We start from the raw sequence: 14,727 nt of genomic DNA, 5'->3' as shown, positions 1-14,727 counted from the left end.
AGAAGGAGGTGCGGCGTGTCGACGCCGCTTGCCGACACGACCAACCCCGACCTCGGCCTGCTCTACGCCGTCAACGGACTGGCCAAGCGCTCCCCGCAGTGGCTGGACCACCTGGTCTCGTGGATCGGTGAGTACGGCATCCTGATCGGCCTGGCGATGCTGGGCCTGGTGGCCTGGCTGCAGGCGAGACGCCGCCCGGACGCGCCGGTGGCCGTCGCCGGGCTGCTCTGGGTGCCGCTCTCCGTCGCCATCGCCGAGCTGGCCAACCTGCCGATCGCCGCGATCGTGAACCGTCCGCGCCCGTTCGTCGACCACAGCGGGCTGCTGGTGCTGGTGGACGGCAAGGCCGGCACCCACTCCTTCGTCAGCGACCACTCGACCATGACGATGGGCGTGGCGGTGGCGCTGTTCCTGGTGAACCGGCGGCTCGGCTGGATCGCCGGGGGCCTGGCCCTGTTGCAGGGCTTCTGCCGGATGTTCATGGGCGTGCACTACCCGACCGACGTGATCGGCGGCTTCGCGCTCGCCGCCGCGGTGGTGCTGCTGCTGGCGCCGATCGCGATGGCGGTGCTCGTCCCGCTCTGCCACGCGCTGGGCCGGACCGCCCTCGCCCCGCTGATCCGGGCGCCGGAGCGCGCCGGCGGCGGCCCGCGCGGCCGGCGGCGCGGGCGCGAGCGCGGGGCGGTGCGCTCCGAGGAGCAGCCGCCGGAGTCCGATCTGGCCGCGTGAGCCGCCCGGCCCGGCTACCCCGGTCCGCCGCCGCTCTCCGCGAGCGCGAGGTGGTCGTCCCCCTCGCGCCGGACCAGGTCGCGCGAGCGGCGGGCCGGTGAGAACCAGCCGCAGCTGCAGGTCGCGAAGGCGAAGGAACCGCGCTCGCTGACCGCGACGCGGTGTTCGGGCATCCGGGCGGTGCCGGGGGAGGCCGGCAGCTCACTGTGCACGTGGTTCACCGTAACGCGCCGGGCGCCGGGCGCGCGATGCCGTCCACAAGACCTCTTCCGCGTAACCCTTCGCGGCTCAACTCGTTTGCCCGGAAAGAGCTCTGTTCACCTGGTGGTGTCGGCAGGGCAGTCGGGCCCGAGGGGGTTGTCGCGAGGATGAAGATGACCGACCAGCAGCGTGGCGGACGGCCGGGGCGCCGTCCGCGGCCGCATCTGCGTTCGGCGGCCAGGGCCGCCCTGCTCGCCGCCGCCCTGGCCGGCCTGTCCGCCGGCTGCGCGGCCGGCTCCGGTGGCGGCTCCTCCGACCAGCAGTCGGGTGCCCCCGACCAGCTCGCCGCGGACCCGCTGACGGCGGTGCGCAACACCGCCGACATCACCGGCCGCACCGGCTCCGCGCACACCGCCACCGAGTTGGTCACCGAGTCGTCCGAGAAGAAGGCCGTCTTCACCGGGACGGGCGGCTACGACTACGTGAAGCGGATCGGCCGACTGGAGGTCCAGGTGCCGCCGGGCGCGGCGACCACCGGGAAGATCGTCGAGGTGGTCCTGCCGGGCACCGTCTACCTGCAGAACAGCGGCGCCAAGGTGCCCGAGGGCAAGTGGGTCAAGCTGGACGTGCGCCAGCTGCCGGACGGCAACCTGGTCAGCAGCGGCGCCACCGACCCGGCCTCGGCGGCGGGCGCCCTGCGCGGGGCGCAGAAGGCGGACGCAGTCGGCACCGAGACCGTCGACGGGGTGGCGCTGCACCACTACCGCGGCACCCTGGACCTGGCCAAGGCGGCCGACGCGACCGGCGGCCGCGGCGGGGACGGCCTGCGGATGGGGGCCCAGACCTTCACCGTGAAGGAGGTCCCGTACGACGCCTGGCTGGACGACCAGGGCCGGCTGCACAAGGTGGTCGAGGTGTTCACCTTCGCCGGGGTGGCCGGTTCGAAGGAGGCCAAGGACCAGGTGAAGGTGACGTCGACCACCTCGGTGACGGACTTCGGCAAGCCGGTGGAGGCGGCCGAGCCGCCGGCCTCGGACATCTACGCGATGAAGCCCTCGGAAAGTCCGAAGTAGGCCGCCGGGGCAGGGCTCCGGCGCCGGGGCGAACCGGGGCGCCGCCGGAGCGGGTGGCCGCCCGGGGAGCGGCGGTCACCCGTTTCGGCGGCGTCGAGATGGCCCGTCCGTGCCATGTGGACGGGCTCCGAAGTGCCTAGGCTGGACGTCGGGTGGCTGCCGCCCGGGCTGGCGAGGCACTGAAGGGGTGGTGCAGGTGGTGTCGTCCACGGGCGGCCGCAGCGGCGGCCACGACGACGCGGCCCTCGACGAGATCGATCTGGCCGGCGAGCTGATGATCGCCGCGACGGCCAGCACCGGCGACCGGCTGCCGACCGAGCGGATCGACGAGGTGCTGCTCGACCGGACCGAGCCGGGGCGGACCGACGGCGAGGCCTGGCGGCAGGCCGACGGGTAGGGCGTTCGCGGCTCGGGGGTGTCGGCGACCGGGGGCGTGCGCGGCCCGGACCCGCTCGCCCGGCCCGGCCTCAGCTGCGCAGCAGCCGGCCGATCGCGGCCGTGGCCTCCGCGACCTTGGCGTCGAGTTCGGCACCGCCCTCCTCGGCGGCGGCCGCGACGCAGTGCCGCAGGTGCTCCTCCAGCAGGGACAGCGCGAAGGACTGCAGCGCTTTGGTGCCGGCCGAGACCTGGGTGAGCACGTCGATGCAGTAGACGTCCTCGTCGACCATGCGCTGGAGGCCCCGGATCTGGCCCTCGATCCGGCGCAGCCGCTTGAGGTGGGCGTCCTTCTGCGCGCTGTAGCCGTGCGGACCGTGCCCGCCCTGATGTCCTGCGGCGGCCGCGGGGGCGGCGGGTGCGTCGGCCTGCGCGTCGGTGCCGTGCCCGTGGTCCGGCTCGGTGCGCGCTTGCGTCGTGGTCATCGGCCCGCCTTCGTCTGGATGCCTGGTGGCTGCGTCGGCCACCAGTGTCCAACACCGGGGCCGTCCGTGGTGTTCCGACGGCCGACGCGGCATGTGCCGAAGGGTTCCGGACGGGTTCCGGACGGTTTGCGAACGGGTTCCGGATGGTCTGCGAACGGGCTGCGGGCGGGCCGCCGCGCGGTTCACCCGTCTGAGCGGCGCCCCCGTCTTCCGTACGTACCACGGGGACAATCCGGGCGAGGTTCCGTCAGACTGGGGGCTCACGTCCGCACCTGGGTGTGCGGTCCGGGTCAGCTGGTGCGGCAGCCGAACGGAAGAGGAGGTTCCGCCTCCACCATCACCACCCCGTTTGCGCGATTGCGCTTGGTTGCACCTAGCATCGTTCAGTCCCTACCCCGCACATCGGAGATTTCCGTGCGTTTTAGCCTGACCCCGAAGGAGACGAGCTTCTACGACATGTTCTCTGCCGCCGCGGAGAACCTCGTCGTCGGTTCGAAGCTCCTGCTGGAACTGCTGGGATCAGACGTGTCGGCCCGCGCGGAGATCGTCGAGCGCATGCGCGCCGCCGAGCACGCCGGGGACGACACCACCCATGCCGTGTTCCACCAGCTGAACTCGTCCTTCATCACGCCCTTCGACCGCGAGGACATCTACAACCTCGCCTCGTCGCTGGACGACATCATGGACTTCATGGAGGAGGCCGTCGACCTGGTCGTCCTCTACGACATCCAGACGCTGCCGAAGGGGATCGAGCAGCAGATCGAGGTGCTGGCCCGGGCCGCCGAGCTCACCGCCGAGGCGATGCCGAACCTGCGCAGCATGTCGAACCTCACCGAGTACTGGATCGAGGTCAACCGGCTGGAGAACCAGGCCGACCAGATCCACCGCAAGCTGCTCGCCCACCTGTTCTCCGGCCAGTACGACGCCATCGAGGTGCTCAAGCTCAAGCAGGTCGTGGACGTTCTTGAGGAGGCGGCGGACGCGTTCGAGCACGTCGCCAACACGGTGGAGACCATCGCCGTCAAGGAGTCCTGACCCTCGTGGACATGGCAGCACTCATCGCCGTCGTCGGCGTTGCGTTCTTCTTCACCTACACCAACGGCTTCCACGACTCCGCGAACGCGATCGCCACCTCGGTCTCCACCCGGGCGCTGACCCCCAGGGCCGCGCTGGCGATGGCCGCGGTGATGAACCTGGCCGGCGCCTTCCTCGGCAGCGGCGTGGCGCACACCGTCTCCCAGGGGATCATCGAGACCCCCACCGGCGACCGGGGCATGGTGATCCTGTTCGCCGCACTGGTCGGGGCGATCGCCTGGAACCTGGTCACCTGGTACTTCGGCCTGCCGTCCTCCTCCTCGCACGCGCTGTTCGGCGGCATGGTGGGCGCGGCCATGGCCGGCGGCATCGACGTGATCTGGGGCGGCGTCCTCGACAAGATCGTCATCCCGATGATCGTCTCGCCGGTGGTCGGCCTGGTCGGCGGCTTCCTGGTGATGCTGGCGATCCTGTGGATCTTCCGCCGGGCCAACCCGCACAAGGCCAAGCGCAACTTCCGGGTCGCCCAGACCGCCTCGGCCGCCGCGATGGCGCTGGCGCACGGTCTGCAGGACGCGCAGAAGACCATGGGCATCGTGGTGATGGCGCTCACCATCTCCGGCCACCACTCCGGCGAGGGCATCCCGGTGTGGGTGAAGATCTCCTGCGCCACGATGCTCTCGCTGGGCACCTACGCGGGCGGCTGGCGGATCATGCGGACGCTCGGCCGCAAGATCATCGAGCTGGATCCGCCGCAGGGCTTCGCCGCCGAGGCCACCGCCGCGACGGTCATGTACGTCACCTCGTTCGTCTTCAAGGCGCCGATCTCCACCACCCACGTGATCACCGCGGCGATCATGGGCGCGGGAGCCACCAAGCGGATCCGCGCGGTGCGCTGGGGCGTCGCCAAGAACATCGTGCTCGGCTGGTTCATCACGATGCCGGCGGCCGCCATCGTCGCAGCGCTGGTGTACTGGTTCGCCCACCTGTTCTGGGGCTGACCGGCCCCGCACGTGACAGGGCCCGCCCCCACATCTCGGGGGCGGGCCCTTCTTCATGCTCCACGGCGGCACCGCCATGCAGCACCGCGGAGCAGCCTGTGTGCTCGCCGTTCGCCTCCGGACACCGCGGTCCGTCGGCTCGTGGCGGGGGTACGGCCTAGCCGAAGCGGCCGGAGATGTAGTCCTCGGTCGCCTGGACCGACGGGTTGGAGAAGATCCGCTGGGTGTCGTCCAGCTCGACCAGCTTGCCCGGCTGGCCGACGCCGGCCAGGTTGAAGAAGGCGGTGCGGTCGCTGACGCGGGCCGCCTGCTGCATGTTGTGGGTCACGATGACGATGGTGAACTGCGACTTCAGCTCACCGATCAGGTCCTCGATCGCGAGGGTGGAGATCGGGTCGAGCGCGGAGCAGGGCTCGTCCATCAGCAGGACCTGCGGCTCGACCGCGATGGCACGGGCGATGCACAGCCGCTGCTGCTGGCCGCCGGAGAGGCCGGCCCCCGGCTTGTTCAGCCGGGTGTGAACCTCGTTCCAGAGGTTGGCGCCCTTCAGCGAGCGCTCGACCACCTCGTCCAGGACGGACTTCTTGCGCACGCCCGCGAGCTTGAGGCCGGCGATCACGTTGTCGTAGATCGACATGGTCGGGAACGGGTTCGGGCGCTGGAAGACCATGCCGACCGAGCGGCGGACGGCGACCGGGTCGACGTTCGAGGCGTAGAGGTTCTCGTCGTCCAGGAGGACCTTGCCCTCGACCCGGGCGCCGGGGATCACCTCGTGCATCCGGTTGAGGGTGCGCAGGAAGGTGGACTTGCCGCAGCCGGAGGGGCCGATGAAGGCGGTCACCGAGCGGGGTTCGATGCTCATCGAGATGTCCTCGATGGCCTTGGTGGTGCCGTAGTAGGCGGACAGTCCGCTGACGTCGATGCGCTTGGCCATGATCGTTGCTTCTCTCGTCTGTCTTCGTACGTCAGTCGGTCGCTCAGTGTCCGCCCTTGGGCGAGCGCCAGCGTGCGATGCCCCGGGCGATGAGGTTGAGCCCCATCACGAAGGCGATCAGCACCAGCGCGGCGCCCCAGGCGCGGGCGTAGCCGAAGTCGTTGTTGACCACCGAGTACTGCTGCCAGATGTACATCGGCAGGGACTGCTGCGGTCCGTCGAACGGGTTGCTGTTGATGGCGTCGGCGCCGAAGACCAGCATCAGCACCGGGGCGGTCTCGCCCGTGATGCGGGCGACCGCCAGCATCACGCCGGTGGTGATGCCGCCGATCGCGGTGGGGAGGACGATCCGCAGGATGGTCTTCCACTTCGGCACGCCGAGCGCGTACGAGGCCTCGCGCAGCTCGTTCGGGACGAGCTTGAGCATCTCCTCGGTGGACCGGACCACGACCGGCATCATCAGGATCGCCAGTGCGAGGCTGCCCGAGAAGCCCGAGTAGCTGAAGCCCAGGGCGATGTTCCAGAGCGAGAGGACGAACAGACCGGCGACGATCGACGGGATGCCCGTCATGACGTCGACGAAGAAGGTGACGGTCTTGGCGAGCGTGCCGCGGCCGTACTCGACCAGGTAGACGGCGGTCAGCAGACCCACCGGGGCGGCCATCGCGGTGGCCAGGGCGACCTGCTGCATGGTGCCGAGCAGCGCGTGGTAGATGCCGCCGCCGGGGCCGGAGGCGATCACGCCCTTCATCGAGTGGCTCAGGAAGTTCCCGTTCACCACGCCGATGCCCTGCTGGACCGTGTAGACCGTCAGGGAGATCAGCGGGACGACGGCCAGGATGAAGGCGACCCAGACCACCGAGGTGGCGAACCGGTCCTTGGCCTGGCGGCGGCCCTCGACCTGGGCCGAGACGCCGTAGCTGACCAGCAGGAACAGCAGGGCCGAGATCAGGCCCCACTGCAGGTGGCTCTCCAGCCCAGCGGCGGCGCCGGTCCCGCAGCCGACCGCGATCGAGCCGACCGCGACGGCGGCCGGGGCCCACTTGGGCAGCCGGTTGGCGGTCAGCGACCGGCTGAGCGGCCGGGCGTCGGCCGTGACGGAAGTCGTTGCCGCGGTCATGCGTTGGCCCCCGAGTACTCCTTGCGGCGGGCGATGATCAGTCGCGCGGCACCGTTCACCAGCAGGGTGATGACGAACAGGACGAGGCCGGAGGCCATCAGGGCGTCGCGCCCGTTGTTGCCGGCCTCGGCGAACTTCAGCGCGATGTTCTGCGCGAAGGTGCCGCCGCCCGCGTCGAGGATGTGCAGCGAGAGCACGTTGCTCGCGGACAGCACCACCGCGACGGCGATGGTCTCGCCGAGCGCGCGCCCGAGGCCGAGCATCGAGGCCGAGATGATGCCGGGGCGGCCGAACGGCAGCACCGCGGTGCGGATCATCTCCCAGCGGGTCGCGCCGAGCGCGAGCGCCGCCTCCTCCTGCATCCGCGGCACCTGGCGGAACACCTCGCGGGAGACCGCCGTGATGATCGGCAGGACCATGATCGCCAGCAGGATGCCGACGGTGAACAGGTTGCGCGGGGTGCCGGTCTTGGTCTGGTCGAAGAGGTACGTCCAGCCGAGGTACTGGTTGAGCCAGCTGGTCAGGCCGTCCATGTGCGGGACCAGGAAGAGCGCGCCCCACAGGCCGTAGACGATGCTGGGGACGGCGGCGAGCAGGTCGACCAGGTAGGCGAACGGCTGGGCGATCTTCCGCGGCGCGTAGTGCGAGATGAACAGCGCGATCCCGATGGCCACCGGGACGGCGATCGTCATCGCGATGACGGCGCTGACGAGGGTGCCGAAGGCCAGGACGGCGATGCCGAAGACCGGCTTCGTGGCGTCCGGCGTCCACTCGAAGGTGGTGAGGAAGTTGCCCTCGTTGGTGCTGAGGGCCAGGCCCGCGCGCCAGGCCAGGAAGCCGGCGATCGCGGCCATGATGACCAGCAGCAGGATGCCCGAACCGCGGGCGAGGTTCATGAAGATCTTGTCGCCGAAGCGGCTGTCGCGCGGTCGGCGTTCCCTGCCTCGCGGGGCGGCAGGGGAGGATGAAGTCATTGTCTACTCCGGTCTGGTGGTGCCGCCCCGGAAGGGGGACGGCACCATGGCGGCGGTGCCCCGGACGTTGGTGCTGGGTCGGTGCGTTCCGGTGGGACGACCCCGGCCCCCCTCGCTTACGGGGCCGTCCCACCGGTGCTCCTGTCGGGTCAGGCCAGGGAGGAGACGGCGGCCTTGACCTTGTCGCTGATGGCGGCGGGGAGCGGGACGTAGCCCTTGTCGCCGATCGCCTTCTGCGCGGCGTCGCTGATGGCGTAGGTCAGGAAGGACTTCAGGTTCTCGAGGTTCTCCGGCTTGTTGCCCTTGTCGCAGGCGATCTCGTAGGTCACCAGGATGATCGGGTAGGCGTTGTCGGCCTTGGTCCCGTAGTCCAGGGAGAGGGCGAGGTCGCCGTCGGTGCCCACGACGGTGGAGGAGGCGAAGGTGAGGGCGGCGTTGGCCGCGGTCGCCTCGACGGGCTTGGCCGCACCGGTGGCGATCTTGGCGCTCTTGAGGTTGTTGCTCTGCGCGTAGGACAGCTCGGCGTAGCCGATGGAGTTCTTGACCTGCTTGATCTGCGCGGAGACGCCGGCGCTGCCCTGGGCGGACTGGCCGCCCTTGCCCTTCCACGCCTTGTCCGGCGCGGCGCTCCAGGCGCCACCGGAGGTCTTGGCGAAGTAGGAGGTGAGGTTGTACGAGGTCCCGGAGTCGTCCGAGCGGTGGACGGTCTGGATCTCGGCGTCCGGCAGCTGCACGCCCGGGTTCAGGGCGGCGATCGCGGGGTCGTTCCACTTGGTGATCTGCGAGTCGAAGATCTTGGCGGAGGTCGGGCCGTCCAGGACCAGGTTGTCGACGTTGTCGACGTTGTAGACCAGCGAGACGAGACCCGCGACCAGCGGCAGGTCGATCGCCTTGCCGCCGGTGCAGACCGTCTTGGAGGTGTCGACGTCGGCGGGCTTGAGCGCGAAGTCGGTGCCGGCGAAGGCGACCTTGCCCTGGTTGAACTGCTGCACACCGGCGCCGGAACCGCCACCGCTGTAGTTGACGGTGGTGCCGGAGCAGGACGCGCCGTAGGTGGTCTTCCACACGTCGATCGCGTTGGCCTGAGCCGTCGAGCCCGCAGCGAGCAGCGTCCCGCCCTTGCCACAGTTGACCGCGGCGGCCGAAGCGGAGCCGCTGGAGCCACCGGCGGCCTTGGCGCCGTTGTCGTCCGAGCCGCAGGCAGCGAGCGACAGCGAGCTGACGAGCGCCATGGCACCGATGGCGAGGGCCTTGGAGCGGCCGTTCCGCTGGAGCTTCACAGGGGTGTCCCTTTCTGTGGCATTGCCCGTCGCGCGGGCCGTGCGAGGACGGCGGGCGCGGGTTCTGCTGTGGTCCGGGGCCCGTTCGGCCCTCCGGTAAACCCGAAGTTAGGCCGGGTAGGTGACACGACAGCCGGTCACAAGTGAACGGAGAGTGAACCTCGAAAGGATGACAGGAAACTACGCCAGGTAGTCACGGTTGCGTCACGGCGAGGGCGCGACGAGATCACTTCCACCGTCCCGTCACCGAGGGTGATCACTCGCCCGTACGGGCTTCGCACCCAGGATCGCCAGCAGGGCGTCGACCAGCAACCGGTCGCGGTCGTGCGTCAACCGGGCGCGGGCCTTCCCGGCGGGCAGCCACTCCAGCCGGTCCACCTCGCGGTTCGGCCGGAACGCCCCGCTCGACGGCACCGCCGCCCAGTAGCGCACCTCCTTCGGCCGGCCCTGCGCCAGGTAGTGCTGGGCCGGCAGCTCCGGACCGAGCAGGCAGGCGAACCCGGTCTCCTCGCGCACCTCGCGCAGCGCCGCCGCGACCACTCCCTCCCCCGGGTCGAGCTTGCCCTTCGGCAGGCTCCAGTCGTCGTACTTGGGCCGGTGGATCACCGCGATCCGCGGCCGCCCCAGCCGGCCGCTCTTCTTCGGCCGTCCCGGCAGCCACAGCACCGCACCCGCCGCCAGGATCACCCGGGCATGCCCCACCCCGGTCGCGGGTGCGTCCGCTGCCGGCCCGGTGCTCAGGCGATCGCGCAATTCAGGCCGTCCGTGGTGCGGGGGAATGCCCCCAGCCCTCGGCAGGGGGGAGGTCCGGCCAGCCGTCCAGGCCGGGCGGGAGGTCGGACCACCGGCGGCCGAAGGCGTACCGCGCCGCCTCCACCTCCAGTCGCTGATCAGCATGCACCACGCCCAGCACGTAGGCGGTCGCCGGGGTGATCCGCGGGGTCCGCGCGGCGGTGGCCGCGGTGACCGCAGCGTCCGCCGCCTCCTGGTGCCGGCCCAACACCCCGTCCAACTCGTCCAGTTCGGCGGACCCGCGACCGCACACCTCCAGCGCGTACCGGGCCCGCTTCACCAGGATGCGCGTCCGTGCCCACGGCGCGTCGTCGGCCGCCAGCGCCGTGTCCGCGTCCACCGCGCCGCGCGCCGCCGGGACAGCGCCCAGCCGGCGCAGCCCGTCACCTCCGTACGGCGTGGCCGCCCGGTGCAGCGGCAGCTGCTGGGCGCTCGCCGACAGCGCCGTGAACGCGGCGGCCGCCTGCGGCAGCAGCACCGCGGGCGCCCGGCCGCCCGCCGACTCCAGCAGCGGGGCGTCGCCGACCAGCAGCGTCATCCGGTCCGCCAGCGCGTGCAGCCGGGCCGACCGGAGCTCCTGGAGCACCGAGGAGTGCGCCCTGGTCCGGGCCAGGGTCAGCTGCCGGTCCAGCAGCGCCCGCGCCTTGGGCGCCCCGACGTGCCCGGCCAGCATGCCCGTCCCGTCCGGATCGCTGCCGCTCAGCGAGTCCAGCGCGCCCAGCAGCCGGGCCGAGCGGCGGACGTAACCGGGCTCCAGCGCCAGCAGGTTGAGCAGCCAGCGCAGCTCGGTGCGCGATTCCTGGGCCCAGGCCTGCTCGAAGACGGAGCCGAAGGTGTGCAGCAGCCCGCCGATCCGCCGGACCGCCCGCAGCAGGTCGGCGGTGCCGGCCGCCGGGACGACCGCGGCCGTCCCCGGTCTGGCGCCGACCTCGCCCACCGTCAGCGGCAGGGCACGCAGGAACGCGCCGGCCTGGGCGGTGAGGTGGCTGGAGAGGATGTCCCCGGCGGTCGTGGTGGCGGCCGCCTGGGCCGTCATCGGCGCATCGGTCATGGCGTGGTAGATCCCCGTTCCCCCGGGTTCGTCCCCCCGGGGCTGGTGGCCGACCGCCGGAACCGGTCCCCTGCGGTTCCAGCGGCTCGCATCAGTGGTCGCGTCAGCGCGAGGCGGCGGCCCGGCGGCGCAGGCGCGAGTCGATCAGCAGATCCTGGACGTGCCGCAGCGGCCGGCTCTCGGCGTCCTGCGAGTGGCGGGTCCACGCGCCGTCCTGCCCCAGGTGCCAGGACTCGGTCTCGTCCGACATCCCGAGGTCGATCAGGCCGGACAGCTCGGCCCGGTGGGCCGGGTCGGTGATCCGCATCAGTGCCTCGATCCGGCGGTCCAGGTTGCGGTGCATCATGTCGGCGCTGCCGATCCAGACCTCCGGATCGCCGTTGTTGCCGAACACGAAGACCCGGGAGTGCTCCAGGAAGCGACCCAGGATGCTGCGGACCCGGACGTTCTCGCTCAGCCCCGGCACGCCCGGCCGGATCGCGCAGATCCCGCGCACCCAGACGTCGACCGGCACGCCGGCCTGCGAGGCCCGGTACAGCGCGTCGATCACGGCCTCGTCGACGATCGAGTTGACCTTGATCTTCACGTACGCCGGCCGACCGGCCCGGTGGTGGGCTATCTCGTTGTGGATCCGGGAGACCAGCCCGTCGCGCAGGCCGCGCGGGGCGGTCAGCAGGCGGCGGTAGGACTCCCGGCGCGAGTAGCCGGACAGCCGGTTGAAGAGGTCCGAGAGGTCGGCGCCGACCTGCGGGTCCGAGGTCAGCAGCCCCAGGTCCTCGTACAGCCGGGCGGTCTTCGGGTGGTAGTTGCCGGTGCCGACGTGCGAGTAGCGGCGCAGGGTGTCACCCTCCTGCCGGACCACCAGCGACAGCTTGCAGTGCGTCTTCAGCCCGACCAGGCCGTAGACGACGTGGCAGCCGGCCTCCTCCAGCTTGCGGGCCCACTTGATGTTGGCCTGCTCGTCGAAGCGCGCCTTGATCTCGACCAGGACCAGCACCTGCTTGCCCGACTCCGCCGCGTCTATCAGCGCGTCCACGATCGGCGAGTCGCCGGAGGTGCGGTACAGCGTCTGCTTGATCGCCAGGACGTCCGGGTCGGCGGCGGCCTGCTCCAGGAAGGCCTGCACCGAGGTGGAGAAGCTGTCGTACGGGTGGTGCAGCAGGACGTCCCGCTCGCGCATCGCGGCGAAGATGTCCGGTTGGGACGCCGACTCGACGTCCGTCAGCCCGCGGGCGGTGCCCGCCACGAACTTCGGGTACTTCAGCTCCGGGCGGTCCAGTTCGGCGATCCCGAACAGACCGGTCAGGTCGAGCGGACCGGGCAGCGGGAAGACCTCCGCCTCGGTGATGTTCAGCTCCCGCACCAGCAGGTCCAGGATGTAGGGGTCGATCGACTCCTCGACCTCCAGCCGCACCGGCGGGCCGAAGCGCCGCCGCATCAGCTCCTTCTCCAGGGCCTTGAGGATGTTCTCGGTGTCGTCCTCCTCCACCTCCAGGTCCTCGTTGCGGGTCACCCGGAAGGCGTGGTGCGCGAGCACCTCCATGCCCGGGAACAGCTCCTCCAGGTGCGCGCCCATCACGTCCTCCAGCGGGACGTAACGCTGCGGCGAGGCCTCCAGGAAGCGGGCCAGCGACTGCGGCACCTTCACCCGGGCGAAGTGCTTGTGCCCCGAGACCGGATTGCGCACCACCACGGCCAGGTTGAGCGAGAGCCCCGATATGTACGGGAAGGGGTGCGCCGGGTCGACCGCCAGCGGGGTGAGGACCGGGAAGATTTTCTGCCGGAACAGGGTGTGCAGCCGGGCCTGCTCCTTCTCGGCCAGCTCCGGCCAGCGGACCACCTCGATGCCCTCGGTGGCGAGGTCCGGCAGCACCTCCTGCTGGAAGGCGGCGGCGTGCCGCGCCATCAGCTCGCGCGAGCGGGTCCAGATCAGGTCCAGCACCTCGCGCGGCTGGAGGCCGGACGCGCTGCGCTGGGCGACGCCCGTCGCGATCCGGCGCTTCAGCCCGGCCACCCTGACCATGAAGAACTCGTCCAGGTTGCTCGCGAAGATGGCGAGGAACTTGGCCCGCTCCAGCAGCGGGATCCCAGGATCCTCTGCCAGCTCCAGGACGCGCTCGTTGAACGCGAGCCAACTGCGCTCGCGGTCCAGGAAGCGGCCCTGCGGCAGTGCGTCGAACTCCTGCTCGTCCTCGGCCGGCAGCTCGGGCGGTATCCCCAGCGCACCGGACATCCTGGCCGGCGGGGACAGCGAGGCAGAGACGGGGCGGGGGATGCTCATGGGCTCCAGCTCCTCCAGCAGCAGGACGTCGTCCGGACGCGAATGGCTCTGCGGGCCGTCGTCCTCGCCCAGGGCCAACGCCCACCCGCCGGGCGCGGTCCGTACAGGGCCGGCCGACGCGTGGCGGTCGACTCTGCACGAGCGAGACACTACGGACTTCATCCTGTGATCTTCGCGGCAGCAATTGAATCCACGGTAAACACCGCATGGCCAGGAGGAAAGCTGAGTCGGTCGGGGCAAGGGCCGGTGACGTCCGGCCCCTTGCCCCGGACCGCCCGGAGCCGCTAGGTCCTGCCCGGTCCCGTAGGTCCTGTCCGGGTCCTAGGCCGCCTGGTCCTCGCGGTACTGGACGCGGTACATGAGGTCCACCTCGTGGATGGTGAACCCCAGTCGTTCATATACCCGCACCGCGGCCGGATTGTCGGCGTCGACGTAGAGCAGGACCGTCTCCAGTCCGCGCTCGCCGGCGTCCGAACCGGTCAGGTGACGCAGACCGGCAGCGGTCAGGGCACGGCCGAGACCGCTGCCCTGCTCCGCCGGGTCCACCCCGACCACGTAGACCTCGCCGAGCGCAGGCTCGGTGGCGGTGGCCGGGTGCACCTTGGTCCAGTGGAAGCCGACCACCTTGCCGCCCCGGGTGGCGAGGAAGAAGCCGGCCGGATCGAACCAGGGCTCGGCCAGCCGCTCGGCCAGGTCCCGCTCCGTCCAGGAGCCCTGCTCCGGGTGGTGGGCGAAGGCCAGCGCGTTCAACCGCAGCCACTCGGCGTCGTCCTCGCCGGGGCGGAAGGTCCGGAGCTCGACGCCCTCGGGGATGGCGACGGCCTCGGTCTGCGGCCCGCTGCGGCGCATCTGCCGCAGCTCGCGCACCAGCTCGGCCCCGTACCGGCCGGCCAGGTGCCGGGCCGCCGGGTGACCACCGTGCACCCAGAAGTCCACCGCGTCACGGCCGGCCCGGTGGGCCTGTGCCAGCACCGCGTCCACCAGCGGCCGGGCCAGGCCGCGGCCGCGGGCGGCCGGGTCGACCACCAGCTCGGCGGCGGGGTTGGCCCCGGGGCCCTCCGGGACTTCGAGCTGTCCGTAACCGACGGCGGCGCCGTGCTCGCTCTCGATGAAGTGGCTCACGCCGGGGCGCGGAGTGTCCGAGGAACGCAGCCGAAGCCGGCCCTGCTCGGACACGGCAGCCCGGCCGTCCACCGCCTGGGCGTCCGCCAGAACGCGCAGGGCGCCGTCGCGCTGCTCGGGGCGGAGCACACTGTTCGCAATGACCGCTGTCTGATCGTCCATGCCCCGACGATACGTCACCGGAAATGCAGAGAACCCCCATCCGGTTTCCCGGATGGGGGTTCTCTGTGAATGATTGTTCGGCGGCGTCCTACTCTCCCACAGGGTCCCCCCT

Annotated in this window: 15 protein-coding genes; 5 read left to right on the top strand and 10 right to left on the bottom strand. The window is 71.3% G+C overall.

Features of this window, described 5'->3' with window-relative positions; genetic code table 11:
• The first annotated feature begins 15 nt into the window (after positions 1-15).
• Positions 16-729, top strand: coding sequence for a phosphatase PAP2 family protein (locus tag AC07AL_RS11595; protein ID WP_363586549.1), 714 nt, complete (start codon positions 16-18; stop codon positions 727-729).
• 14 nt (positions 730-743) lie between these two features.
• Here AC07AL_RS11595 and AC07AL_RS11590 read toward each other — a convergent pair whose 3' ends face one another.
• Entirely contained in the window at positions 744-941 is a 198-nt protein-coding gene (locus AC07AL_RS11590; protein WP_363586548.1) for a hypothetical protein, read from the bottom strand.
• A 162-nt stretch (positions 942-1,103) separates the two neighbouring features.
• On the opposite strand from AC07AL_RS11590, the gene AC07AL_RS11585 reads away from it, so the two are divergent.
• Both AC07AL_RS11585 and AC07AL_RS11580 read left to right on the top strand, forming a co-directional pair.
• Positions 1,104-2,003, top strand: coding sequence for an SCO4651 family lipoprotein (locus tag AC07AL_RS11585; protein WP_363586547.1), 900 nt, complete (start codon positions 1,104-1,106; stop codon positions 2,001-2,003).
• A gap of 196 nt (positions 2,004-2,199) precedes the next feature.
• Positions 2,200-2,400 (top strand): hypothetical protein, encoded by a 201-nt coding sequence (locus AC07AL_RS11580; RefSeq protein WP_363586546.1) that lies wholly within the window; start codon positions 2,200-2,202, stop codon positions 2,398-2,400.
• Between the two features lie 70 nt (positions 2,401-2,470).
• On the opposite strand, the gene AC07AL_RS11575 is transcribed toward AC07AL_RS11580, so the two are convergent.
• The gene (locus tag AC07AL_RS11575; RefSeq protein ID WP_363586545.1) at positions 2,471-2,863 is read right to left on the bottom strand and encodes a metal-sensitive transcriptional regulator; all 393 of its coding nucleotides are present in this window, start codon (positions 2,861-2,863) and stop codon (positions 2,471-2,473) included.
• A 414-nt stretch (positions 2,864-3,277) separates the two neighbouring features.
• Here AC07AL_RS11575 and AC07AL_RS11570 point away from each other — a divergent pair, with 414 nt between their 5' ends.
• Together AC07AL_RS11570 and AC07AL_RS11565 are read left to right on the top strand one after the other, a co-directional pair.
• A complete protein-coding gene (locus tag AC07AL_RS11570) occupies positions 3,278-3,898 on the top strand; it encodes a DUF47 domain-containing protein (RefSeq protein ID WP_063348282.1) in 621 nt (206 codons plus the stop codon).
• A gap of 5 nt (positions 3,899-3,903) precedes the next feature.
• Complete coding sequence (locus AC07AL_RS11565) at positions 3,904-4,899, top strand: inorganic phosphate transporter (protein WP_063348283.1); 996 nt, start codon at positions 3,904-3,906, stop codon at positions 4,897-4,899.
• A gap of 157 nt (positions 4,900-5,056) precedes the next feature.
• On the opposite strand, the gene pstB is transcribed toward AC07AL_RS11565, so the two are convergent.
• The 8 genes from pstB to mshD form a co-directional block, all read right to left on the bottom strand.
• A complete protein-coding gene (gene pstB / locus AC07AL_RS11560; protein WP_063348284.1) occupies positions 5,057-5,833 on the bottom strand; it encodes a phosphate ABC transporter ATP-binding protein PstB in 777 nt (258 codons plus the stop codon).
• 43 nt (positions 5,834-5,876) lie between these two features.
• Positions 5,877-6,953, bottom strand: coding sequence for a phosphate ABC transporter permease PstA (gene pstA, locus AC07AL_RS11555; RefSeq protein ID WP_363586544.1), 1,077 nt, complete (start codon positions 6,951-6,953; stop codon positions 5,877-5,879).
• Positions 6,950-7,927 carry a phosphate ABC transporter permease subunit PstC gene (gene pstC, locus AC07AL_RS11550; protein ID WP_363586543.1) on the bottom strand — a complete coding sequence of 326 codons (978 nt, stop codon included), beginning with the start codon at positions 7,925-7,927 and terminating at the stop codon, positions 6,950-6,952. The genes pstA and pstC overlap by 4 nt, the downstream gene beginning before the upstream one ends.
• Positions 7,928-8,076: 149 nt before the next feature.
• A complete protein-coding gene (pstS, locus tag AC07AL_RS11545; protein ID WP_363586542.1) occupies positions 8,077-9,207 on the bottom strand; it encodes a phosphate ABC transporter substrate-binding protein PstS in 1,131 nt (376 codons plus the stop codon).
• A gap of 243 nt (positions 9,208-9,450) precedes the next feature.
• Complete coding sequence (locus AC07AL_RS11540; protein ID WP_400808967.1) at positions 9,451-9,909, bottom strand: NUDIX hydrolase; 459 nt, start codon at positions 9,907-9,909, stop codon at positions 9,451-9,453.
• Between the two features lie 52 nt (positions 9,910-9,961).
• Entirely contained in the window at positions 9,962-11,050 is a 1,089-nt protein-coding gene (locus AC07AL_RS11535) for a CHAD domain-containing protein (protein WP_363586541.1), read from the bottom strand.
• A gap of 103 nt (positions 11,051-11,153) precedes the next feature.
• Positions 11,154-13,331, bottom strand: coding sequence for an RNA degradosome polyphosphate kinase (locus AC07AL_RS11530; protein WP_363586586.1), 2,178 nt, complete (start codon positions 13,329-13,331; stop codon positions 11,154-11,156).
• Between the two features lie 321 nt (positions 13,332-13,652).
• A complete protein-coding gene (mshD, locus tag AC07AL_RS11525) occupies positions 13,653-14,615 on the bottom strand; it encodes a mycothiol synthase (RefSeq protein ID WP_363586540.1) in 963 nt (320 codons plus the stop codon).
• Positions 14,616-14,727 lie beyond the last annotated feature (112 nt).

Source organism: Kitasatospora sp. NPDC043949 (assembly GCF_056435365.1).
The sequence above is the reverse complement of the archived record's forward strand: the minus strand, read 5'-3'. Positions and strand labels throughout refer to the sequence as shown.